The sequence below is a fragment of the Enterococcus avium genome (assembly GCF_002891025.1).
Taxonomy (GTDB): Bacteria; Bacillota; Bacilli; order Lactobacillales; family Enterococcaceae; genus Enterococcus_A; species Enterococcus_A avium.
The window spans coordinates 805,911-828,022 of record NZ_NBSL01000002.1 but is presented as its reverse complement, the minus strand read 5'-3'; the positions used below and the strand labels follow the sequence as shown (position 1 = coordinate 828,022).

23 protein-coding genes are annotated in these 22,112 nt (G+C 38.2%); 9 read left to right on the top strand and 14 right to left on the bottom strand.

Features of this window, described 5'->3' with window-relative positions; genetic code table 11:
• Nucleotides 1-266 precede the first annotated feature (266 nt).
• Nucleotides 267-1,676: a peptidoglycan DD-metalloendopeptidase family protein gene (locus AUF14_RS04290; RefSeq protein ID WP_016182116.1), complete on the top strand. Its 1,410-nt coding sequence runs from the start codon at nt 267-269 to the stop codon at nt 1,674-1,676.
• A gap of 146 nt (nt 1,677-1,822) precedes the next feature.
• On the opposite strand, the gene AUF14_RS04285 is transcribed toward AUF14_RS04290, so the two are convergent.
• A complete protein-coding gene (locus tag AUF14_RS04285; protein WP_102865887.1) occupies nt 1,823-3,139 on the bottom strand; it encodes an ISL3 family transposase in 1,317 nt (438 codons plus the stop codon).
• A 150-nt stretch (nt 3,140-3,289) separates the two neighbouring features.
• Between AUF14_RS04285 and AUF14_RS04280 the strand changes: the two genes are divergently transcribed.
• Entirely contained in the window at nt 3,290-4,006 is a 717-nt protein-coding gene (locus AUF14_RS04280) for a DNA alkylation repair protein (protein ID WP_225844258.1), read from the top strand.
• Nucleotides 4,007-4,079: 73 nt separating this feature from the next.
• Here the strand turns inward: AUF14_RS04280 and budA are convergent, their stop codons facing one another.
• From budA to AUF14_RS04260, 4 genes are all read right to left on the bottom strand, one after another.
• Nucleotides 4,080-4,793 carry an acetolactate decarboxylase gene (gene budA / locus AUF14_RS04275; protein ID WP_016182114.1) on the bottom strand — a complete coding sequence of 238 codons (714 nt, stop codon included), beginning with the start codon at nt 4,791-4,793 and terminating at the stop codon, nt 4,080-4,082.
• 49 nt (nt 4,794-4,842) lie between these two features.
• A complete protein-coding gene (gene alsS / locus AUF14_RS04270) occupies nt 4,843-6,495 on the bottom strand; it encodes an acetolactate synthase AlsS (RefSeq protein WP_016182113.1) in 1,653 nt (550 codons plus the stop codon).
• A 235-nt stretch (nt 6,496-6,730) separates the two neighbouring features.
• Nucleotides 6,731-7,195, bottom strand: a complete 465-nt coding sequence (gene tsaA, locus AUF14_RS04265; protein WP_016182112.1) for a tRNA (N6-threonylcarbamoyladenosine(37)-N6)-methyltransferase TrmO — start codon at nt 7,193-7,195, stop codon at nt 6,731-6,733.
• Between the two features lie 35 nt (nt 7,196-7,230).
• A complete protein-coding gene (locus tag AUF14_RS04260; protein WP_225844257.1) occupies nt 7,231-8,079 on the bottom strand; it encodes a MerR family transcriptional regulator in 849 nt (282 codons plus the stop codon).
• Nucleotides 8,080-8,223: 144 nt separating this feature from the next.
• On the opposite strand from AUF14_RS04260, the gene AUF14_RS04255 reads away from it, so the two are divergent.
• From AUF14_RS04255 to AUF14_RS04235, 5 genes are all read left to right on the top strand, one after another.
• Nucleotides 8,224-9,087 carry an SPL family radical SAM protein gene (locus AUF14_RS04255; RefSeq protein ID WP_016182110.1) on the top strand — a complete coding sequence of 288 codons (864 nt, stop codon included), beginning with the start codon at nt 8,224-8,226 and terminating at the stop codon, nt 9,085-9,087.
• Between the two features lie 80 nt (nt 9,088-9,167).
• Nucleotides 9,168-9,440, top strand: coding sequence for a hypothetical protein (locus AUF14_RS04250; protein WP_016182109.1), 273 nt, complete (start codon nt 9,168-9,170; stop codon nt 9,438-9,440).
• Between the two features lie 17 nt (nt 9,441-9,457).
• Nucleotides 9,458-10,378, top strand: coding sequence for a LacI family DNA-binding transcriptional regulator (locus AUF14_RS04245; RefSeq protein ID WP_016182108.1), 921 nt, complete (start codon nt 9,458-9,460; stop codon nt 10,376-10,378).
• A gap of 130 nt (nt 10,379-10,508) precedes the next feature.
• Nucleotides 10,509-10,712: a helix-turn-helix transcriptional regulator gene (locus AUF14_RS04240; RefSeq protein ID WP_016182107.1), complete on the top strand. Its 204-nt coding sequence runs from the start codon at nt 10,509-10,511 to the stop codon at nt 10,710-10,712.
• On the top strand, nt 10,709-11,155 hold the full coding sequence (locus AUF14_RS04235) for a hypothetical protein (protein ID WP_016182106.1): 447 nt from the start codon (nt 10,709-10,711) through the stop codon (nt 11,153-11,155). Before AUF14_RS04240 ends, AUF14_RS04235 begins: the two co-directional genes overlap by 4 nt.
• Nucleotides 11,156-11,193: 38 nt before the next feature.
• Here the strand turns inward: AUF14_RS04235 and abc-f are convergent, their stop codons facing one another.
• Both abc-f and AUF14_RS04225 read right to left on the bottom strand, forming a co-directional pair.
• Nucleotides 11,194-12,690 (bottom strand): ribosomal protection-like ABC-F family protein, encoded by a 1,497-nt coding sequence (gene abc-f / locus AUF14_RS04230; protein ID WP_016182105.1) that lies wholly within the window; start codon nt 12,688-12,690, stop codon nt 11,194-11,196.
• A 438-nt stretch (nt 12,691-13,128) separates the two neighbouring features.
• Entirely contained in the window at nt 13,129-13,563 is a 435-nt protein-coding gene (locus tag AUF14_RS04225) for a GFA family protein (RefSeq protein WP_034876332.1), read from the bottom strand.
• A gap of 275 nt (nt 13,564-13,838) precedes the next feature.
• On the opposite strand from AUF14_RS04225, the gene AUF14_RS04220 reads away from it, so the two are divergent.
• On the top strand, nt 13,839-15,047 hold the full coding sequence (locus AUF14_RS04220) for an IS110 family RNA-guided transposase (protein ID WP_049220023.1): 1,209 nt from the start codon (nt 13,839-13,841) through the stop codon (nt 15,045-15,047).
• Between the two features lie 139 nt (nt 15,048-15,186).
• On the opposite strand, the gene AUF14_RS04215 is transcribed toward AUF14_RS04220, so the two are convergent.
• From AUF14_RS04215 to AUF14_RS04200, 4 genes are all read right to left on the bottom strand, one after another.
• Nucleotides 15,187-15,978, bottom strand: a complete 792-nt coding sequence (locus AUF14_RS04215) for a MerR family transcriptional regulator (protein ID WP_016182103.1) — start codon at nt 15,976-15,978, stop codon at nt 15,187-15,189.
• 21 nt (nt 15,979-15,999) lie between these two features.
• Nucleotides 16,000-17,190, bottom strand: a complete 1,191-nt coding sequence (locus AUF14_RS04210) for an MFS transporter (RefSeq protein ID WP_016182102.1) — start codon at nt 17,188-17,190, stop codon at nt 16,000-16,002.
• Between the two features lie 162 nt (nt 17,191-17,352).
• Nucleotides 17,353-18,243 carry an AraC family transcriptional regulator gene (locus tag AUF14_RS04205; RefSeq protein ID WP_016182101.1) on the bottom strand — a complete coding sequence of 297 codons (891 nt, stop codon included), beginning with the start codon at nt 18,241-18,243 and terminating at the stop codon, nt 17,353-17,355.
• A gap of 77 nt (nt 18,244-18,320) precedes the next feature.
• Complete coding sequence (locus AUF14_RS04200; RefSeq protein WP_016182100.1) at nt 18,321-18,818, bottom strand: GyrI-like domain-containing protein; 498 nt, start codon at nt 18,816-18,818, stop codon at nt 18,321-18,323.
• 205 nt (nt 18,819-19,023) lie between these two features.
• Here AUF14_RS04200 and AUF14_RS04195 point away from each other — a divergent pair, with 205 nt between their 5' ends.
• On the top strand, nt 19,024-19,998 hold the full coding sequence (locus AUF14_RS04195; RefSeq protein WP_016182099.1) for a serine hydrolase domain-containing protein: 975 nt from the start codon (nt 19,024-19,026) through the stop codon (nt 19,996-19,998).
• A 167-nt stretch (nt 19,999-20,165) separates the two neighbouring features.
• On the opposite strand, the gene AUF14_RS04190 is transcribed toward AUF14_RS04195, so the two are convergent.
• From AUF14_RS04190 to AUF14_RS04180, 3 genes are all read right to left on the bottom strand, one after another.
• Nucleotides 20,166-20,705: a DUF1697 domain-containing protein gene (locus AUF14_RS04190; RefSeq protein ID WP_016182098.1), complete on the bottom strand. Its 540-nt coding sequence runs from the start codon at nt 20,703-20,705 to the stop codon at nt 20,166-20,168.
• Nucleotides 20,706-20,714: 9 nt separating this feature from the next.
• Nucleotides 20,715-21,464, bottom strand: coding sequence for a GNAT family N-acetyltransferase (locus AUF14_RS04185; RefSeq protein ID WP_016182097.1), 750 nt, complete (start codon nt 21,462-21,464; stop codon nt 20,715-20,717).
• Between the two features lie 118 nt (nt 21,465-21,582).
• Entirely contained in the window at nt 21,583-22,002 is a 420-nt protein-coding gene (locus tag AUF14_RS04180) for a GNAT family N-acetyltransferase (RefSeq protein WP_016182096.1), read from the bottom strand.
• Nucleotides 22,003-22,112 lie beyond the last annotated feature (110 nt).

The window sequence follows — 22,112 nt, the reverse complement described above, 5'->3', positions numbered from 1 at the left end:
ATATAGAGTATTAATAACTTTCGGTTTATTCTACCGTAACTCTTTGAAATTCTCCATTGATTAAAATATAAGTGATCACAGACAAAAATAGTATTCAAATCATTAAAAGAGCGGCTTGTCAAGCGTTTTCACGATTAATTCCTCGTTGAAATATTTCATTATCGTTACAATCTATACGGTTACATAAAAATTCAAATACTTTAAACTTTTTCTTCATAGTTTCTTATATAATTGAACCCGAAAGCTGAAAAAAGTGAGGGAATCCATTGATTAAGTTGAAAAAATATACGGCACTAACTTTATGTGCCTTAACACTAACCACTACCCCATTAAGCGCATTAGCAGATGAGTACGATCAAAAAATTGCTGATCAAGATAAAAAAATCTCTGATTTACAACAAACTGAGCAATCTGCTGAGGATCAAAAAGCAGCATTAGAGCAGCAAGTTGCTGCCGTGGAACAAGAAGTGAATGCTGTTTTAAAAGAAAAGACAAATGAGGAAAAGAAATTAAGCGATTTAACAGCAAAGATTGCTACCCTTCAAGAAAAAATTCAAAAACGGGAAGAACAAATCAGAAATCAAGCTCGCGATGTTCAAACGAAACAGGATTCTGGTTCAATCGTTGATGCAGTGATCAATTCTAAATCACTTGGTGAAGCGGTTAAAAAGACAATGGCTGTCTCTACTATCTTAACAGCAAGCAAAAACATTATGGAACAACAAACCAAAGATAAAGCTGAGCTTGAAAAGCTTGAAAAAGAAGCCGAACAACGTCTTCAAGTGATCAACAAGAAAACAACGGAACTAAAAGCCAAACAAGAGCAATTAGTTCAAACAAAATTGGATCAGCAAGTGAAAATTAATGAAATCCAAGCAAGTATCGCGACTGAAAAAGATCAAAAAGATAAATTTGAAAAACAAAAAGAAGATGCCGAAAAGAAACGTCAAGCGGCTTTGAAAGCTTTAGAGGAACAACGCAAAAAAGAAGAAGAAGCTCGTGAAAAAGCACAAGCTGAAGCAGAAAAACAAGCGAAGAAAGCGGCAGAAGAAGCTCAAGAAGCAGCAGAAGAAGCGGAGAAACAGGCTGCTGAGGCTGAAACAGCCAAGCAAAAACAAGAAGCGGAAATTGCTCAGTTAGAAGCTCAAAAACAAGAACAAGAAGCGAAACAGCAACAGGAACAGGCTCAAACAGTTACCGATGCAGGTGCTAGTCAGGTGACAACCAATCCGACGACCTCAACATCGAATACCTCTAAGCCTGCGGCTACTAGCAGTGGTTGGGCCTCTCCATTATCAATTGGGTTAGTCGTTACAAGTCCATTTGGTCCACGCCAAGATCCAACAGGCGCATCTGGTACACAACACGACGGCATTGATTTTGCTGGTTCTGCCGGCACTCCAATCATGGCTTCTAAAGGTGGAACAGTCGTTGAAGCTGGTTTCCATTGGTCAGCTGGGAATCATGTAGTGATTCAGCATCCAGATGGCTACTACTCTTACTACATGCACATGGTTTCTGCACCAAGTGTTGGTGTTGGTTCATCAGTCAGTGCTGGTCAAGTATTAGGCGGTATGGGAACAACGGGTAATTCAACAGGCGTTCATTTACACTTTGGGGTTTCAACAGCGTTATGGTCAGGCTTTGTAAACCCTGCCTCACTATTAGGAATTTAATAAACGATTCAAAAAATGCAGAACAACAATCAGAATATCTCTGATCATTGTTCTGCATTTTTGGCTCTAAGTCAAATCGTGTTGTTCTCATTAAATCACTGAAAGGAAATGCTTCGGCGTTTCCTTTTTTCTTTTTGTTTTTTTGCTCAAATAATGTCGCAAAGATTCTGTTGAATCAGAATTCGCATACGAAGGTGGCGAAAGGTTCTAAAACCAAATGCCACTCTCTTGATCACTTTAATCAGGTTATTCTTCCCCTCAAGTTTCCCGTTTGAATAAGGGTATTTTAACGCATTGATAATCGCTTGCTTGTGTTTGTTTAAGTAAAGAATCGCTTTTTTAAATGCTGGATCAAGTAACGCCGGTAAGTGATCAATGCATTCGTAAAATCCTTTATAATCTTTGGCATCGAAGGCATCTAACAAATTCTGATACACATCATAGCTTGTCCGTAAGTGCTCGTCAATTGATAATAAATAATCCAATACTTCCGATTCTGTCAGGTATTTCCGTTGGAAAAGCGGGTATTGTTTAAGCGAAGAATAATTGATTTTTCTATTTTTCTTCAGAATGGTTCGCCAATATTTCTTAAGCTTGCGATACTTTTTCATGGCTTGCGGGTCGCTCTTTTTCAAGTGATTCATGGTTTTTATCCGTTGCTTATTAAATGCACGATTAAGTTGTTGGATCACATGAAATCGATCAATGGAAATCCGAGCATTTGGGAAAACGACCTTTGTCACAGACTCATAGCCCGCATTCATATCCATCACGACATGAGAAACGTTTTTCCGAGCGTGATAAGTAAAGCGCATGAAATAGGCGATCAGCTTGAAGCTTCTTCGATCCTCTAAAATATCAAAGATTTTCCCCGTGTCCGCGTCACTGAGAATAAAACACATGGCGCCCTGACAGTCCTTAGTTCCTTTGAATTCATCAATCAATAGATGTTTGGGTAAGTAATTGGGCTTCAGTCGTGGTTCTTCAAAAAAAGAATCCAAGACCCGTTCGACCGTTTTAGCGGAAACCAAGTAACGTTGAGCGATATCTTTCATCGAAATTTTCTTCTTTAAATCAACAGCGATCGCAAACTTGAGCGCTTGGGAGAGATAACAGTTTTCTGCGACATAATAGGTTTTAGCTGAAAAGGTATGGTGACACTGTTTACAATAAAACCGTTGTTTATAGAGATGAAGATAGGTAGACACCTCTTGATAAGGGAGTAATTGAATCCAGCTATCTTTGTAGCCATGATGGATGACGGAGTCGTAGCCGCAACACTCACACCGAGGAGACGGATAGCTCAGTCGACCAGTAAAGACGGTGGCCATTCTGTCATGGACTTTTTCTTTTGAAACGGCGTCTTTAGAAAAAGTAATGTTGGAATCGTGAATATTTAGGATTTGTTTGATGGTTTTGTCTAGGCAATTATCTTTATATTTGATATTCTTAATACTGGACATTTGGTTCGCCTCCTATGATTGGGTTCAGCGATTTAATTATAGGACAACCAAATGTCTTTTTGTATAAAAAAATACTTGGTGTTCTCACTCAGAAAGAGTAACAACACCAAATATTATAGAACCGCATTTTTTATTTTATGGAAAAAGGTGATGAATATGACGATTGATGAGATTCTGATTTATTTAAAAGAAGCGGCATCAGAGAAATTTAGGAAGAATATCATCAAACTCGGAATTCCGGCTGAACAAACACTTGGGGTTTCAACTGCTGAATTACGTAAGTTCGCTCGAAAAATTCCAAAAGAAAAAGATTTCTTAATGCAGCTATGGCAAACCAATTACCATGAATGTAGAATACTTACCGTGTTAGCACTAAAGCCTAAAGACTGTAATGATCAAGACATCAACTATTTAATGGATGGCATCATTTCTTGGGATCTCTGTGATTTGTTGTGTAAAAATATTCTGATTAAACAAAAAGACTTCGATCATTTCATTCAAAGTTGGATAAATTCTGACAAATTGTATTTCAAACGAGCGGCTTTTACATTGATTGCAAGCACCTCAACACATGCCTCCCTTACAATCGCTGAAATAAAAAACTATTTAGAGTTGATTGAGAGCTATTCAGATGATGAACGTTTGTTAGTGAAAAAGGCCGCCTCTTGGGCTTTGAGAGAACTTGGCAAAACCAATTTAGAAGCCAAAGAGTTAGCGATTAATACTGCCGAGACAATGCAAAGACAAACATCTAAACCACAGCAGTGGATCGCTAAGGATGCCCTGAAAGAATTGACCGTTTTAGTTCAAGCCCCTGGTCGCTCTCGCCTGATCTCAGCAAAATCGAAAATGGGAAAGAATGCGTAAAAAAGACAGAAGCAAAATGATATGCTCTCCCTAAACAAGGGTAGCATATCATTTTTTTGCTTCTGACTTTTTACTATTCTGCTTCTTCAATATCTTTTGAGATTTCGTCCAATTTGATCTCATTTGAGAGATAATCTGCATTCTCGGTTGGAAAATGTTGTCGGAATTCGGCTAATTCCATAAGATCAACCGTTCCATCTGACAACTTAAAGTCCAATACGTGACCGCCAAATTTCCGATCATCGCTAATGAAATGTAAATGGAATCCAGCAGCAGCGGCACCGTGAAATAATCTTGGTGTAAAGAAACCGACAATCGTTCCAGAAATATTATCGGCCTCAAATTCTGGTTGATTGCGCGCAATTTCAACGAAACGCGGATATGGTTTTTCTTGTTTTGGCGCGACCCGCACATGCATATGTTTAAACTTGCCATTTATTTTGACAGCCGCAAATAAATTGTGGCTGATTTTTTCTAAAATGTCCTCTTTTACAACATCATCAGAAACGTTCATTAAAGTAAATCGTTCATCTGATTCAAAATTAGTGACTGCTGCATAAGGTGTTAACTCATCACCAACTAATTGATTGATTTTTCCTGTTTCATCAGCGTGGTAAATGACACCATCTAGGAAAATGACTTCACCGTTGGAGCCTTCTAATGTTCCCAAACCAAAATCACCGTAATTTGATAAAGTACCGATTTTTTCGGTTCCATCCATTAAATCTTGCATCAAACCACCCAGTGTTCCATGCTGATAGATATAGCTTTTTGTTTTCACTGTCATGAGTAATCCCCTTCTTTTGTTTTATTTCACAGATATTCACTAAGAAGGTCTAATAGAATTGATCAGGTAAAATTGTTTTACCTAATTCCTTATTATCTGAATAATCAATCGGAATATCGATGATTACCGGCCCTTCTGTGGCTAGCCCCTCTTGAATGGCTGTTTCTAATTCTGCTTTTGATGTTGCACGTAATCCTTTTGCTCCAAAAGCCTCTGCATATTTCACAAAATCCACAGGCCCAAAATGTACACCTGAAGAACGATCGTATTTCATTTCTTCCTGAAATTCAACCATGTTGTAGCTACCATCATTCCAAATTAAGTGGATAATTTTTTGCTTCAAGCGAACAGCTGTTTCTAATTCTTGCGCTGAGAATAAGAAGCCGCCATCTCCGGAAACTGAGAATATTTGAGTATTTGGACGTACTAGTGCAGAAGAAATTGCCCATGGCAAAGCTACCCCTAATGTTTGCATCCCGTTACTGAATAGCAGATGACGTGGTTCATAGCTACGAAAGTGACGAGCCATCCAAATATAGTGACTACCGACATCCACGGTTACAGTCATTTCATCTGTTACATTTTGTTGCAGTGTATCAATGACTTCTAAGGGATGGACGCGACCTTCTGCCGTTTCACTTTTATGTCTGCCGTTTGTTAGTTTATCTTGCAATGTCGATAAATAATGATCAGCATCCGTTGATAATTGGTAACTATCAATCGAATCACTCAATTTTTCAATCGTTTTGGCGATGCTGCCAATTAACTCAGCTTCTGGCTGCATGTATTGATCGATTTCCATAGGGACTTCATCAATTACTACAATACGTGCATCTTTCTCTGCATTCCAGTTTCTTGCTTCATACTCGATTGGGTCATAGCCAATTGCTAGGACTAAATCACTACGCTTCAGCAGCATATCTCCTGGTTGATTGCGAAATAGTCCAACGCGGCCAAAGAAATGATTCTCTAACTCTCGTGAAATAATTCCCGCCCCTTGGAAGGTTTCAACGACTGGTAAACCAGTTTTTTCAACCAACTTCCGAATCGCAGCTGTTTCTTTTTTTCCGGATGCTCGCATACCGACTAATAATGTTGGTAATTTTGCATCACGAATTCGTTTAGTTAAGTCCGCAATATCTTCCTCTGAGGCCGCACCTAAAATCGGAGCAGATAGTGGCTTAATCGCTTCTCCTTGCACTTCCCCATCCGTTACATCTTGAGGAATAGAGAGAAAACTAGCACCCTTTTTAGCTGTTTTTGCAATTCGAAACGCATTCGCAATATTTTCTGATAAGGTTTCTGGATCTTGAATCTCAGAACTATATTTTGTGATAGGTGCAAACAGTGCTGCATTATCCATACTTTGATGAGTCAACTTTGAAAGGTCAGAACGTTTTACCTGTCCGGCTAAAGCTAAAACTGGATCTCCTTCAGCTGTTGCGGTAACTAAACCTGTTGCTAAATTACTTGCTCCAGGGCCGCTGGTGGCGATCACAACCCCCGGTTCTCCAGTCAAACGACCAATTGCTTGAGCCATAAACGCTGCGTTTTGTTCATGACGAGCTAAAATTAGTTGTGGTCCGTGATCCTCTAATGTATCAAAGACGCCATCAATCTTGGCACCAGGAATCCCAAAAATAAATGGAACATTATGATTTTCTAAACTACTTACAATGATTTCTGAACCCTTCTTACTCACTGTATTACATCTCCTTAAAATCTGTATCAATTATATTTGATAATATAGCACCATTTCATTTATTTATCAACAATGAAACATCAACAGAAGTTGTTTTATCAGAAAAGCACTGAAATTTTCATTATTCTTGATTTTTTTGTTTGAAAACGAAAAATGAACGATCATGCTCATTCAAAAAGACAAGCATCATCGTTCGTTTGTTAAAGTGAAAATATTTTTTAAAAAAGCTTCTACCCTATTCAGAAAAATTGAATTCTGCTCCCCAGTCAAAATTTCCCGAGCGTTCAAAGGATTGCGGCCAATGTGCGCACCACTCAGGCCCTTGAAAGGTTTCTAATACGTCAAAGCTTGCTGTATAAGGCTTGATATCTAAAATTGGACTGTTATCCTCTGCATCCAGATATTCAAGATACACTTTGTTACCTTGGATACTGGTAATTTTTGCTGCCGACAGCGCGATTGGATTTGGTCTAACCGGACCTCTTGTAGCAAAGGTTCCCAGTTCTTCTGGTCCGTTTGTATAGGGCTTGCTGACCGTTGTTCCTCTAAGTTCAGGTATATCTAAATGATGGAACCAATACAAAACATACAAATGACTAAAATCATCCAAACCGATTAATCCGTCTTGATACTCTGGCAATAACTCTAAATAAACACCTGCATCCGTTTGTTTCACTTTGCCGATTTCTTTAATTTCCATGTTGATTCCCCCAATTATTTTTTGAGTCGCGACCTCTAATTAGAAGATAAATCCTCACGTTGCGTGAGAGTCAAGGAAATTAATGGAATTTGTAACTCAGTCAGGTATTCCTCAGGATTTTCTGTATGTTCTGGACCCACATGACAAATTTGTCGCGTGGCTTTTACCATGCTGAATTCAGGATGTTCCTCCAGCCACTTAGCAAATGCTTGATAAGCTTCTGGAAGCTGATGGTAATTTCCTTCGACATACATGATTGCCGCATGCTCCAGTGCAGGAAGCTCTCGCATTTTCAGTGGTGCCTCTGCTACGATATCTGAAATAATCGCTACCTCAACATCTACGCCTTCCTCCAGATATTCCTTATCATGAAAAATTGTTAAATTCTCATCAGGGCTAGTCGGAAAAGCAATTCCTTGTTTTTTTAACAGAGACATAAACTCTTTCCAAAGTAATCCTTCATGATAAAAGCTCTTAATTCTCTTTCTCAAACTGACGATGGAGAAAGCTGGAATTTTCTTGATCGACACTTGGTATTTTCCTTTATGCTGCATCCGTTGAATCATTTGATGGATTTGCTGCTGACGAAATTGATCACGTTGGATTTCTTTTTCAATTTCACGATCTTTTTTTAATAAAGCTGCGGTAAAAATCTTCGGATCTTGTTGAATCAAGCTTTTGATTTCTTTCAAAGAAAACTTTAGCTCCCTCAGTAACACAATCTGGGCTAAAACTTCTAATTGTTTTACTGAGTAATAACGATAACCTGATTCTTCATCAACTACTTGCGGATGAAGCAGATCGATCTCATCATAATGACGCAAGGTTCGAATCGACACCTGACCAAGCTGGGAAAACTCACCAATTTTCAGCAATAAAAACACCTCCATTGCTCATTATACCGATACTTAAGATTGTTATCAGCAAAAATTTATGGGATAATAGATACGAACTCTTGTTCTTCTTTTGCTCTTGTAAATTCAGGAAAAAATGCTCAGGCAAAAGCAAATTAGAATGGATGGTGTACAATGCATTATAAAGAATATAAAACGATTTTATCAGCAAAAAACGGCTTGAATCTCTTTCGCGGCTGTACACATGGCTGCATTTATTGCGATAGCCGCAGTGACTGCTACCAAATCAATCATCCCTTCGAGGACATTGAAGTAAAAGCGAATGCATTAGAGATTTTCGAACATGAGCTGCAAAGACGGCGAAAACCCTGTATGATTGGTACCGGAGCAATGACCGATCCTTACATTCAATTAGAGCCTCGATTAAAAATGACACGTGGAGCTTTGGAATTGATCGACAAGTATGAATTTGGTGTAGCAATCCAAACGAAATCTGCACGAATTTTACGGGATCTCGAATTATTAACATCAATTAATCAAAAAACCAAAGCCGTTGTTGAAATGACTCTGACAACTTATGATGAAGAGATATGCAAAATCTTAGAGCCTTATGTTTCTACTACTAAAGAGCGATATGAAACTTTGCTGAGGTTTAAAGAGGTCGGCGTACCAACTCTTGTTTGGCTCTCCCCTATTTTGCCTTTTATTAACGACAGCGAAGAAAATATTCGCGGTATTTTAGATTATTGTGTTCAAGCCGGAGTCAAGGGGATTCTTTGTTTTGGTTTTGGGGTAACCATGCGTTCAGGAAATCGTGAATATTTCTACGATCAACTAGATAAGCACTTTCCAGGAATGAAGAAAAAGTATCAATTTGCTTTTGGTGATAATTACGTATGTAACAGTCCTAATAATGATCGGTTAATGAGCATTTTCATCGAAACCTGTCAAAAACACAATATCCTTTGGCGAACAGAGGAAGTTTTCGGATATTTACATGAATTTGAAGATAAACGTGAACAGCTTTCACTATTTTAGAAAAATAAGCTAAAACGCTTGCTATGAAACTCGTTTCATAAATTATACTTCCTTTGTAAAGAAAATAAGGAGGAATTTTTATGAATACGTATGTGAAGGTCCAACAAGCTGAAACACAAGAACATTTTATCGTTTCCCTGCATTTTTCCGAAGACCAATTGAGACTTGTACGAAATCGTGGTTTCAAACGTCCAATCATTGAGAATCTTCAAAAAAGTAAAATCAAACATTTACTTATCAACGAAATGTTAGGTTGTCCAATCGTTAGTTTCTTTTATCAGGATCGTCGCTATACATTCTATCAATTCGGTCCTGCTGTCATCGAATATTTAAAGGAAAATTTAGCTGCTTAAACTAAAGAGGTGTTTCTATGGCAAATATCCGCGATATCGCAAAAATTACTGGCTACTCTGTCTCCACAATTTCTCGTGTCATCAACAATCATCCTTACGTTGACGATAAAAAACGAGAAAAAGTACTGAAGGTAATGGCGGAGCTGAATTACGTGCCAAATCGTTCCGCTCAAAATCTGAGCTTTGGTAAAACCAAAAATATCGGTGTGATCCTACCTTTTGTGAACCATGAATATTACGATCAGATGCTCAGCGGTATCATGCAAGCGGCTTTTGACCATGGTTATCAAATCAGTTTGCTACCGACCAACTACGATCAGGAATTAGAGAAACGCTATTTAGCGGAATTTGCGAAACGAGCCTTTGATGGATTAATTGTCACAACTAAGGCGAACTCAATTAAAGAGTTTTTTGACTATTTTAAATACGGACCTATTATTTTTTGCGAAGAAATTCCGAATGCTGATGCCAGCTGTGTTTACATCAATCTGAAGCAATCCACCAAAGAAGCTTTTTCTTATATGAAGGAAAAAGGTATCAAACGTCCTGGAATGACTTTGGGAAGAAGCAAAAATATTAGTCACAACTCAGAGTTTTCTATTCGCAGCGCAAAAGAAATCTATTCGGATTTTGATGAAGCAAATATTTTTTGGGATTGCATCGTTTCAGAAGACGGCATTCAAGCTGCTGAATTTTTTAAAGCTCGAAAAGTTGATGGTATTCTCACATTTGGTGATGAAATTGCCGCAACCATTTTACAGCAGTATAAAACAGATCGGCCTTTCATTATTGGACGAGAAAATCTGCTGATTAGTGAAGTAATGGGCTTTTCTACTCTTGATCATCATTTGGCGGAATGCGGTAAGAAGGCCTTCGAAGCGTTTTATCATAACAAGCACGAAAAGCTCTGTATCTCTCACGATTTTATTAAACGTTAAACCGACTGAGGAAATAGTTCAGTCGGTTTTTTCTTTTCACAAAACGAATGGAAAGGAAGCTTTACATAAAAACGAAAAGGGTTTATACTTATAGTATGGAAAGGAAGCTTTCCCTAAATGAGGTGAAGAAATGAAGAACCGCTTAGAAGAAATGCGCAAAGAACGCGGAATCAAGCAAGAGGAACTCGCTATTTCACTGGAAGTTTCTAGACAAACAATCGGATCATTGGAAAATGGCAGGTACAATCCCTCGATCCTTTTAGCATTTAAGATTGCTCGCTATTTTAATGTCAGTATAGAAGATATTTTCATATATGAGGAGGAGGAAAAATGAAAAAGTCAATGCTTTATACCGGATTTGTTTACTTCTTTGTCGGTATTATGAGCTTGGTTATTGCCTTAACGACCGCATATCCACTCGAGCCTTTACTGTGGGGAATCACAGGAGCCGGAATCGCGCCTGGTGTTCTTTTGATCGCAAAATACTTTTACTGGACGAACCCCGCACGCAGAGCTGACTATGAAGCACGGTTAAAAAACGAAGCGATTCAATTAAATGACGAGCGAAAAATTATGCTTCGAGATAAAAGTGGTCGACTTGCCTATATTGCTATGATGCTTTTACAGTTGGTATTAACCTTCGTTTTTTCCATTTTGAGCATCCTTGAGTATTTTTATCCTTTCTCTAAATATGCCTGTATCGGCTTGAGCATTCTCTTGATTATTCAATATGTCTTTGGGATTGTTGCTTATCGACGTTTGAGTAAATCTTTATAAAAATAACCAGCTGAAAAAAACTTCAGCTGGTTGTTTCCTTATAGACTGATTATCTTATTGCTAACCTCTTTGACGAAATACGCATCATGCTCGATCAGGATCATTGTTGGTTTAACTCGTTGTAATAGCTCCAAAATTTGCTTTTGATTGAAAACATCGAGATAGTTCAACGGTTCATCCCAAATATATAAATGTGCCGATTGCGACAAAGATTTTGCCAGTTCCACCTTCTTCCGCTGCCCCATGCTCATGTTTTGAATACAATTAGCAAAAACGTGCCGTTCCATCCCTAGTTTCCTCAGGTTGTTTAAGAACTGTGAATAATTCAACCCCTCTTTTTCTGCAAAATCCTCCAGCGTTCCTTGATTGCTTTCGTAATTCTGTCGAACACGACTGATTTTCAATCCATTTGCTCGATGAATCGTTCCTTTAATCTCTCCACTAAATTCTCCTAACAACGCGTCGATCAATGATGTCTTTCCACTGCCGTTTTTTCCCGTAATTGCTAAACATTCATTAAGTAATAACTCAAAACTCTTTCCATTGAATAAGCTTTTTCCAGAATAACTTAACGATAGCTCCTCTACCTGCAAAATTCGACGATGATAATTTGGTTCATAGGACATTTTTAATGCATCCACCGTTTCGATATTTTTTAACAGCTTTTCCTTTTCAGTAATCTGTCCCTCTACCCGTTGAACGATTGCTTTTGAGCGTTTCATCATTCGGGCAGCATCCGCTCCAATTGCTCCGGGACTGACGCGACGATATTCGGTATCGATAAAGCCCTTTGGTTTATTGGTTTTATCTTTCTCCCTAGAAAAGGACCATTCTGCTTTTTCCTTCGCTGTTTTTTGCAATCTGATGATTTCCTTCTTCAATTTACTATTTTGCGCCTGTTCATAGGCATCACGTTGAGCCTTTTGCTCTTCATAGGTTGTAAAGTTTCCTTGATAAAGAATTAATTGACTCTTCTCAATCGCTAGAATATGGTCCACGGTTTGATTTAAAAAGGTTCGATCATGGCTGACCAAAATATATCCTTGCTTTTTCTTTTGAAGGTAAGCTGCAACTTGTTGGCGGCCCTTCATATCCAAATGATTCGTTGGTTCATCGATTAATGGAAAGGAATAATCATCTAGAAATAACAGTGCCAAAAGAACTTTGGTCTGCTCCCCGCCTGACAATGTTGAGTACGGTCGCCAAAGCACATTTAAGTCGCATTGTAGCAACGTGAGTTCCCGCTCAATTTTCCAAATCTCTAACTCTTCATTTTCTGATAGTGCATAATAAGTTAATTGATTGGGATCGTTTATTTGTTTAGGGAAATAATTCATTTCCAACTGATGAATAATCTGCCCTTGATAGGGAATTTTTCCACTTAACAAATTTAGCAATGTGGTTTTCCCTCGCCCATTCCGACCAACAAGACCCAATTTCCAATCAGCTGAAATAGTTAATTTTGCATCGTTGAACAGCAGCGTTCCTAATTGATCATATCCAAATGTTAAACGTTCGATTTTTATGTTTGTCATTATAAACACCTCGCAATGACTTCAAATGAAGCCAAAAAAGACCCAGTTATTTCCGAAAAACTGGGTCGACGAGCTATTTTTAGACATTCGGGCCTTCAGAAAATAAGCCCTTTATGCACAAAAAGGAATCTCGCTGATTATCCACCAATTTTTCGAAAATCTGCACACTGCTCCCTTAGTCTCCAGAGGTACAGTCTTAATGCAGCTTCTCTACTTCACTGATGAATCAATCATGCGTGATCCCTCACTTTCCTTTTTGTAATTTTACGATAGCATGAAAACGTTCTATCGTCAAAATTTCTTAAGATTTTCTAGTGAAATATTACTAAAGGAGCTTGTCTAATTTAAATTGCTTTTTGATTACGGTGGTTGTTTACCTATTGAGTATCGAATGAAAACCTCTCCTCCATAGAAGCTAAGGATAGGTCAAACAAGTTTTTATTCATTTGTTTCGTGGAAATATTTTTCCTGAACCATTTGCATGATTTCGGCTTCAGTCAGCTTCTTCGTTTCATTAGCAAAATCATAATATTCTGGCTTTTGATCGTAATACACTTCTGTCGTTAAAGTAGCATCTGGCAAATCATCGAACAAATCAATGGGAATACTGTATGCATCCGTTGGCAGCAAATGGTAAAAAAGATTTGAGCCGCAGTTTGAACAAAATCCTCTTTCAGCCCATTCTGACGATTTATATCTGCTGACCAAGTCTTCAGAATGAATGCGAATATCCTTTGCCGTTCCTGCTTCAACCGTCAAAAGCGGACCTGATCCCCATTTCCGGCACATCAAGCAGTGACAAGCACCTACTTCTGAATGTACATCTATTACTTCAATCGATACTTTCCCACATAAACAAGTTGCTGTTTTCATTCTCTTTCCTCCTCGTATATTAATATTGTCAGATACATTCTGACTGGTTATTCCTTTAAACCTTCTTTTTGGTTTAAACTTGTAGTAAGCAGATAGAGGTCGTAGTTTTCCTCCTTGAAGCCTTGTCTTCCTCAAAAAGACTGACGCCTCTTCTCTTGCGACAGTATATGAATGAGCTAGATAGAACCTGGTTTCTGAATATCTAACGAGGCTATATCGTCCAAGAGCAGAGAGGATAACCGCTATCTGACAAATCCTTGAAAGGATCTGATTGAATGTTTTTTCTCGGTATTGATATTGGTAAGCAACACCATGAAGTTGGAGTGATTGATCAACACGGAAAATCGATCGGAAAAACCATCCGTATCTCCAATACCAAATTTGGCAGTGAACAACTGCTTGCTTTCTTCAATAAACACGCGTTACTTCCAGAAAACACCATGGTCGGAATGGAAGCCACTGGTCATTACTGGCTGTCCATCTACACTTTCGTGCATAAGCTAGGCTTTCATACCACTGTTTTCAATCCAATACAGTCCGATGTATTACGCGATTTTTACATTCGGAAAACAAAAACTGATACGATTGATGCTTTATTGATCGCCCAAGTCATTCGATTGGACTTGCCTGATAAAACCGAACTTCCCGCAGAAGATATTTTCCGATTGAAACAGCTGGAACGATTCCGCTATGGTTTAGTGGATCGGTGTTCTGACTTAAAAAGAAAAATTCTTGCTTGTTTAGATCAGGTCTTTCCTGAATACGATCAGATTTTTTCGGATGTGTTTGGTTGTTCTTCCACGCAAGTCTTACTAAATTCTCCTATTCCAGAAGATCTTCTTGAGATTGATGCCGAACGTCTCATTGAAACCATCAATACCGCAAGTGAGAAACGGTTAGGAATCGCTCGCTCAGAAGAAAAAGTGATGAAATTGAAAGAAGCTGCGGCACATTCTTTTGGCATTTCAATTGCTTCTGATGTCTTCAAGTTAGAGATTCAAATCATGTTGGAACAGATTCAGTTGCTTGATTCTCAAATCAAGATCATTGAAGCAGAAATTCAAGAAATCGTTTCAAAACAAGAAAACTATTTGACGACCATTACAGGGATTGGTGACATTACTGCCGCTGTCCTCATGGCAGAAGTCGGGGATATCAAACGTTTTGAACGCCCCAATCAGCTCCTTGCTTTTGCTGGACTGGATGCCTCTGTTCATCAGTCTGGAGATTTTACAGGAACCAAAAACAGACTTTCTAAGCGTGGTTCTCCTTATCTTAGAAGAGCCATTTGGCAAGCTGCTTTTGTCGCCGCATTTAAAGATCCTGCCCTTTCCTTGTATTATCAAAAATTGAGAAAACGAGGAAAGTCACATGGAACCGCCATTGGTGCAGTTGCCAGAAAACTCGTGAATATCATTTTTGCCGTTTGGACACAAAACAAACCTTACGAAGTTCATTTTCCCGAAGATATCTCCGAAAAATAAATTTTTCATTCGATTTTTGGAGGTCTATTTGGTGTGTTTTCTTAAAGATAAAAGAAATTCCTTTTTCACTTGACTAATTCATAGCTAGCTTTTTCTTCCATTGTAATAAAAATATCGTTTGCAAACTTGATCTCATTTGTCATTTTTTTGTTGAAGTTTGCGAATTTTCTTTTGACCAAGTAATAAGCTGATTAATAATATTAGGAATTTGTATTCCTTCATTTTCTAGTTTTCTCAACTCATAGAGCCATCGATCTCCGACTGAGAATAACTCGTCTTGTTCAGGTTGATGCAAAGAAACCACTACATTTGTTTCTTTGCTATGATCGAAATCACTCATACTTCGATGAATGGCTGAGATACTATAGCCTGCTTGACGCAGCATGTAGATAACATGAAACCTAACTAGCATTTTCTCCGAATAGTAAGTAGTCTTCGCTGATTCGCAATGATTTGCATGGACGAGCCCGTTTCTTTCCCAATTCCTCACCGCTTCAACAGTCACCCCAAAAATTTCAGCAACTTCTTTTCTGTTATATCTTTTCTCTTCTGTGTTGTCGTCTTGCGTGTTTGATGTATTGCTCCAATCCAATAGTATTTTACCTGCCTGCTCAGCAAGCTGGATTTCATTTCTGATAGCGGCAATATAGTCTTCATAACGTCTTTGACTCATTTGCCAGTCTTGTTTAGCGATCGCATGCAATAGAGCATCACCTGTTTTTCTAATAGCTCTTTTTGTAAATGGATAGCCAAAGATTTTTCGGCATATTTGCAACTGCAGTACGTGAAGCTCAGTAAATTCTCGATAACCATTTTTACTTCGCTGGGCTTTGCTGATATACGACAATTTTTCATATAAACGGATGGTATTAGGATGAACAGCAAACATTCTTGCTAAATCGATTACTCTATAAATGTTTCCTTTAGTCATTTTACCCCTCCCGTTAGTCGTTTATCTTTGCATAGTAATGATCTTTTTTAAATAGCTTATCCCCATTATAACCAAAACAGCTCCTGTAATGAGTAATATCTGTTGAACACGCACAATATCTGCCAAAGGACCAAAGAAAAGAATAGCGATCGGCATTGCACTGGCTGTAATTACTTGAACTATTGAGAAAACCCTGCCCAAAAGCTTTGGATTTGCGGTTTGTTGAATTCTAACAGTTTGCAAGGTCACGATAATTGGTAGCAGAATTCCTGTGAGTCCTACTAAAATTTGATACAGCCAAAAGTTGGAGACTGCACCTTCTAAAATCAACAATAGACCAAAGGTTATCAGCAGGTAGGAAATTACTCTTGCTTTTTGTTTGACATCTCCAAAAAACGAGAGAGATAGACCGCCAATGATTGAACCAAGTCCCCAAATGATTTGGTTGAAACTTAAACGCCAAAGCTCATTTCCAAAACTGCGTTCAATTAGCAATGGAGCTAGCGTAGCAGCAGGTGTAAACAGCACAAATGAAAGTGCATAAGCCAACATGATTTGTCTCAATTGACGATGATGAAAGGTATAGGTTAGTCCCTTCTTTAAATCTGTTAAAATATCTGATCGCTGATCTTTAGAGATCTTTTTCTCTATTTTTAATCGAAACATAATCAGAACAGCTGCTGCAGCCGATAAAATATCAATAATAAATGTCCAAACAAGACCAAACTGATTTAACACTAGTCCGCCTAGTGCAGGAGCCAACAACATCATCGCGGAACCTAACGCTTGATTAATCCCTTGTACTCGAGCTAATTGATTCTCAGGTACTAATTCAGGAAAAAATGAGGTCACCGCAGGAGTCTGAACACCAGCGCCAATCGAGCGCAGCATCGAAACAATTAAAATCAAATAAAGGTTTTTAAACGCTGAAATAAAAGCAACGACTAAAATCAATGTTGCTATAGCAATGAATGTGTCAGAAAGTATGATCAGCGTTTTCTTGTTATATCGATCTGCTAAAACACCGCCCCATAAAGAAATCAAAGCCTGAGGCATCATCGAGCACACGGTAATCATTGTCAGCCATCCCCCCGATGAAGTCTCTAAAGTTATATACCAAATGATGGCGTAACTAACTAGCTGCGAGCCAAAGAGAGAAATATTTTGACTCGCTAAAAATAAGCCGATTACTTTATTCATAAATATATTCACTAAGCCACCTCCAATACTTTGATAAAAGATTAGCATGCCACTACGAGGTGGTGTATGACTGTAAGCTTTGTTTTTTTTTGCTTATTGATACAGGGTTTTAAAATGACTAACAACTGCAAAAAAACAAGGATATCTTATACATATCCTTGCTCACGTATCTATTTATTTTTTGATTGGCAACCAGATTTCTAAACAAGCTTGACCCTCTAAAGACACATAGGTCTCTAATTCCGGTCCATCGCATTTTTGATAGTTTGTTTGCGGCAACCATGTATTGAAGATTTGCTGCTGTAACTGATAATAGGCATTTGAGACATTTTCTGTCTTGTGATAATCATAGGGATCACTTACAAAAACAGCATACGTCTGATCAGGAATTTCCAACGTTACATATTCAGTTGAAATATCCTGATTTAAAACAAAGCCGGTAAAATAATTTAAGTATCCCGACTTTGCTGGGGCGGGATTAGCAATGGCAAAATAAGGTTCTCGCTTTAACCCAAAAAAATTCTTACGGATCGCATCACTTTCAGCAAACGTTCGTAATGCTTGATCTCTGAAAAACTGTTCCCACTGCTTTCCAGTATTTTTGAACAGCTCATCTTCTAAAAGAAGCTCCTTCATTTTCCCAACCACCGTAAAACTCGACAAATGCTCAATATGATAATTTAGTGTTTTACCACCGTTAACCTGGATATCCAAACGAATCGGCGGAAAGAAATTAATCGCTGCATGAATCGATTTTGTCTGGCTTGGTGTGAGACCATGAAATTTAGAAAAGGCACGATTAAAAGCAGAACGATTGGCATAACCGCATAAGTCAGACACTTCATCAATTGGAATTTCCTGACGTAATAAATCCACAGCTTCAGAAAGACGACGATTACGCAAATAAGTTGAAAAAGAAAAACCCGTTAAATAAGTAAAAAAGCGATGGAAAGTATATTCTGATAGTAATGCTTTTTTCGCTAAGTCCTTAAGGATGATATCTTCAAATAAATGATTTTCAATATACGCTAAAGTAGCCGAAAAACGTTCAAGGTCTTTTGACATGAAACTCCTCCTGTAATTCTCTTTAATCAGAATAGCATATCAAGGAAAAGTTACGAACCTCTACTTGTTTATTTCACCTATTTTTTTCGTACAGGCACCCAAATTTCAACCTCATCGCCTTGACCGTAAACTTCCAAATCCGGTCCAGCAGAAACCATCTCACCTGTTGCATAGCCTGTATTTAACAATTCATAGTCATTTGTCTGTGCTGCCCATTGGGTTACAATCGCAAACTGTGTCTTTCCAGAAGTTTTTCTGGTACATGGAAAAACGGCCCAACTATTTGCCGGTACTTCTACTTCTGTTAATTCTTCAGGTATCTCACTGGTGGTTGCGACTGCAATATAATAGTCGAACTTTTTAGCATCCGTAGTATCCACGTTATAAAAACTTGCACCAATCAAACCATAGGGTTCATGGTTGATCAACGGCAACAGTAGCTCATGCTTTCCAGAAGACATAACTTCATTCCAAAGAGCTGGACAATCCTTCATACCCTGCTGTTTTTCATTGGTGGAGGCTTTTTTAAATCCTGCTAACTTAAAATTGTCTAATTCTACGATTCGATAGTCCATAACTAATCCCTCTCTTTCTTTTCACCACTATAGCAAACCCTTCTTGATTTCCTTTTATCCTTTTTGAAGCAAAAAAAGAGAAAGACATACTCGCTATTTATCACAATAATCAACTATTTGAAGAAATTTTAAAATAACACTTGATTATGATTTTTAATGATATTACTCTAACTATAGAAGGCGCCTTCGGAAATGGAGGAAAACAATGAACGAAGAAAAATTCAAGACAATTCAACAAAAGATCGAAAAGGATTATGAAAATATCACAGGGATCATTGTGCAAAAAAATAACCAACTACTGTATGAACACTATTTTAATGACTGTGATGTTTCAAGCAAGATCCATGTCTATTCCATCTCCAAAAGTATTCTTTCCCTATTATTGGGAATCGCTCAAGGACAAGGTTCTATCAGTGAAATGGATCGCCCAATTTTAGACTACTTTCCAGAGTTTCAACCGAAGGATTCAACCGTCAGGGAGATTACCTTGGAAAACTTACTGACGATGACTACACCCTATAAATACAAGAATGGACCACTAGCTTATATCAAGTATTTCACTAGTAAAGATTGGACTAAATTTACTTTAAAGCAGCTCGGCGGAAAACAGCCGATCGGGCAATTCAACTATACTCCTTTGATTGGTCCTGATCTATTATCAGCGATTCTAGCTCGTTCAACGAATCAGAGTGTCTTAGAATTTGCACGTAAAGAACTATTCAAACCGCTAGGAATCAATGTTGAAAAAGCAATTCGCTTAAAAAGTGCGAAGGAGCAAACCAAATTCAATCAATCCACTACCGAAAATGGCTGGGTAGAAGATACAACCGGTCTGAATTCTGGCGGATGGGGTCTAACGCTTTCGACTCGTGACATGAGTAAAATTGGTCAACTGATCTTAAATCAAGGCAACTGGGGAAATCAACAGCTGGTTCCTAAAGATTGGTTAGAGAAGATGCAGCAAAAGCACAGTCACTGGGAACAAGAACAGCTAGATTACGGATATCTGTGGTGGATCATTGATCCTGCTAAGCCCATCATTGCAGCTATGGGGGATGGTGGTAATGTCATCTATATTGACCATGAGCAGCAACTGGTTATTGCGATCACCGCTCTTTTCAAAGAGAATGTCTATGACCGCATTGCGTTTATTCAGCAGGATATTTTACCTTTGGTATAAAATAGGAAAGGCTTCACGAACTCGCTCAGCTTTTGCTTATTGCCGATAAAGCTAGTTTGTGAAGCCAGACATGGATATTCCCGTTGTAAAGCAATTAATTCATGTGAAAATTTTACACTTTCTATACATGTCAAAAAAATCAAGCAGCGTCTAAACTGCTTGATTTTTTATTTGCTCATAGCTAAAAGCTTTTTGACTGTATTGGCGTTTCGGATGGTCACATGATGATTAACAGCCGTGCTGGCAATCTTTGACCAGCGAGCTTTATTAAAGGTCTTGCGCGGTGCTGACCAAAAAATCACTTCACCATGATGAGCGATTTTTTCGTATTCGGGTTTTACTTCCCCGACTATTTCTAAGACCTCTGTTATCGTCATCGGAGGGATCATAAAAATGGCATAATGGACCGTTTCTTCTGTTTGATCCCACCATTCAGGTGCATGTATTAAGATTTCAGCCAACTCATCAACTGCAACAATAGCCACCGAAATGTTTAAATCAAAGTGCTCTAGTATCAATGCTTCGCAAATGTCGATTAATCTTTTTTTCTCTTGAATATCACTAGAAAAAAGGACATTGCCGCTATTGATATACGTCATAACCTTAGTGAAGCCTTTTTGTTCAAAAGCGGCTCGTAATTGCGGCATCGCGATTTTGTTCCTACCACTCACATTGATTCCCCGTAGCAAAGCAATATATTTTACCAAATCATTCCCTCACTGACTCGCTAATATTTTTTTAAGAACATTTTTGTTCAGCATGTGTACTGTCAAAAACTTTCCTTGATAATAGACCGCCCAATTGTTAAAAATACCAGGAAGCTTTTTAGCCTTTTCTACGCTGTCCACTGGGATCAGGGTCAAAGGCAGATTTTCCTCTTCACAATAGGCCTCGACTTCCTTTAAACCATGGGGAATAAAGGGACATTGGCGTCCAAAATAAATCGTCAACTCTTGATTATCAATCGTTTGCTTTCTTGCGGTATCAGAAAAAGCCGGCGCAGTTCCATCAAAGGATAACGCTAATAATTGATAACCACCTTCGATTTCATCAACAGCCTTGAAGCCATTTTTTTCCATAAACTTCTTATCCGATAAAAATGGCGACTTCTTTTTAGAACTGATAACACAAATGCCAGATTTATTTTGACGTCTCGCATCCTCGATACAATAGTTCAATAAATTTTTCCCATGACCTTGTCCCTTGTAGCTGCCCGAAACCCATAGACAATAAATATACAAATAATTCTCGCCGATTACCGGCACCCATGCTGTTTCTAGCGGCGCATATTCGATAAAAACTTTTCCATTCGCATCCAGCTTGCGGAAGACATGCCCCTCGGACAAACGTTCACCGATCCAAGCTCGTTTAGTGTCTACACCTTTTTGATGCTTCTTACCGGAAATCGCACAGCACAAATGTTCATTTGCCAGATTTTCCGTTGTAACATTCACGTACTCAACCATCAAACCCCTCCCCTAGCTTATTCACTTAAGTATAGCATTAAGTAACATTTGAACATCTATAATATTTTTTAAATCCGTTCTCAGAAAAAGCACACTTCAATATTAGATAATAAAAGGTCTATAAAACCATTGCATATTTAAGACTGTTTTCCTTCGTAAATCCGACACTTTCATAGAGCTTATGTGCAGGATAAGCGGTATCTAAACAGGTTAATGAAATTGAATGGTAACCTTCATTTCTGGCATTTTCAATAATATGTGATAAAAGGTATTTCGCAATCTGCTTTTCGCGATAATCCATTCTTACAGCGACGTTAAATAGCATCAGACAGGGTTGGAAATCAAAGGTGAATAAATCAAGCGCATATTGAGTAGCACTGCCAATAATTGTAGTCCCTTCTTTGACAACAAAAATTTTGTAAGCTTGATTTTCATTATACTTCTGATATTTTTCTAAATCATTGCTTGTACCAAAACACTCATCAATCAGCTCTTTGTATGACTTCAAATCTATTGGCTTTAAGATTTCAATTTCCATAAACCTTTCCTTTCTCAATAGGCAATAAATCCTTCCAACTGCTTAACTAATTTAAATACAGAATACATAATACTCGCTCCCAACCCTTATGTTCTGAAATAACTATAGCA

What these genes read in the sequence shown, in the direction of transcription:
- AUF14_RS04180 (WP_016182096.1), bottom strand. Translation starts at nt 22,002, where the DNA reads ATGGAAATTGAAATCTTAAAGCCAATAGATTTGAAGTCATACAAAGAG.
- AUF14_RS04225 (WP_034876332.1), bottom strand. Translation starts at nt 13,563, where the DNA reads ATGAAAACAGCAACTTGTTTATGTGGGAAAGTATCGATTGAAGTAATA.
- tsaA (WP_016182112.1), bottom strand. Translation starts at nt 7,195, where the DNA reads ATGGAAATTAAAGAAATCGGCAAAGTGAAACAAACGGATGCAGGTGTT.
- AUF14_RS04215 (WP_016182103.1), bottom strand. Translation starts at nt 15,978, where the DNA reads ATGACTAAAGGAAACATTTATAGAGTAATCGATTTAGCAAGAATGTTT.
- AUF14_RS04200 (WP_016182100.1), bottom strand. Translation starts at nt 18,818, where the DNA reads ATGGACTATCGAATCGTAGAATTAGACAATTTTAAGTTAGCAGGATTT.
- abc-f (WP_016182105.1), bottom strand. Translation starts at nt 12,690, where the DNA reads ATGACAAACATAAAAATCGAACGTTTAACATTTGGATATGATCAATTA.
- AUF14_RS04240 (WP_016182107.1), top strand. Translation starts at nt 10,509, where the DNA reads ATGAAGAACCGCTTAGAAGAAATGCGCAAAGAACGCGGAATCAAGCAA.
- AUF14_RS04285 (WP_102865887.1), bottom strand. Translation starts at nt 3,139, where the DNA reads ATGTCCAGTATTAAGAATATCAAATATAAAGATAATTGCCTAGACAAA.
- AUF14_RS04220 (WP_049220023.1), top strand. Translation starts at nt 13,839, where the DNA reads ATGTTTTTTCTCGGTATTGATATTGGTAAGCAACACCATGAAGTTGGA.
- AUF14_RS04205 (WP_016182101.1), bottom strand. Translation starts at nt 18,243, where the DNA reads ATGTCAAAAGACCTTGAACGTTTTTCGGCTACTTTAGCGTATATTGAA.
- AUF14_RS04250 (WP_016182109.1), top strand. Translation starts at nt 9,168, where the DNA reads ATGAATACGTATGTGAAGGTCCAACAAGCTGAAACACAAGAACATTTT.
- budA (WP_016182114.1), bottom strand. Translation starts at nt 4,793, where the DNA reads ATGACAGTGAAAACAAAAAGCTATATCTATCAGCATGGAACACTGGGT.
- AUF14_RS04245 (WP_016182108.1), top strand. Translation starts at nt 9,458, where the DNA reads ATGGCAAATATCCGCGATATCGCAAAAATTACTGGCTACTCTGTCTCC.
- AUF14_RS04195 (WP_016182099.1), top strand. Translation starts at nt 19,024, where the DNA reads ATGAACGAAGAAAAATTCAAGACAATTCAACAAAAGATCGAAAAGGAT.
- AUF14_RS04185 (WP_016182097.1), bottom strand. Translation starts at nt 21,464, where the DNA reads ATGGTTGAGTACGTGAATGTTACAACGGAAAATCTGGCAAATGAACAT.
- AUF14_RS04280 (WP_225844258.1), top strand. Translation starts at nt 3,290, where the DNA reads ATGAATATGACGATTGATGAGATTCTGATTTATTTAAAAGAAGCGGCA.
- AUF14_RS04235 (WP_016182106.1), top strand. Translation starts at nt 10,709, where the DNA reads ATGAAAAAGTCAATGCTTTATACCGGATTTGTTTACTTCTTTGTCGGT.
- AUF14_RS04255 (WP_016182110.1), top strand. Translation starts at nt 8,224, where the DNA reads ATGCATTATAAAGAATATAAAACGATTTTATCAGCAAAAAACGGCTTG.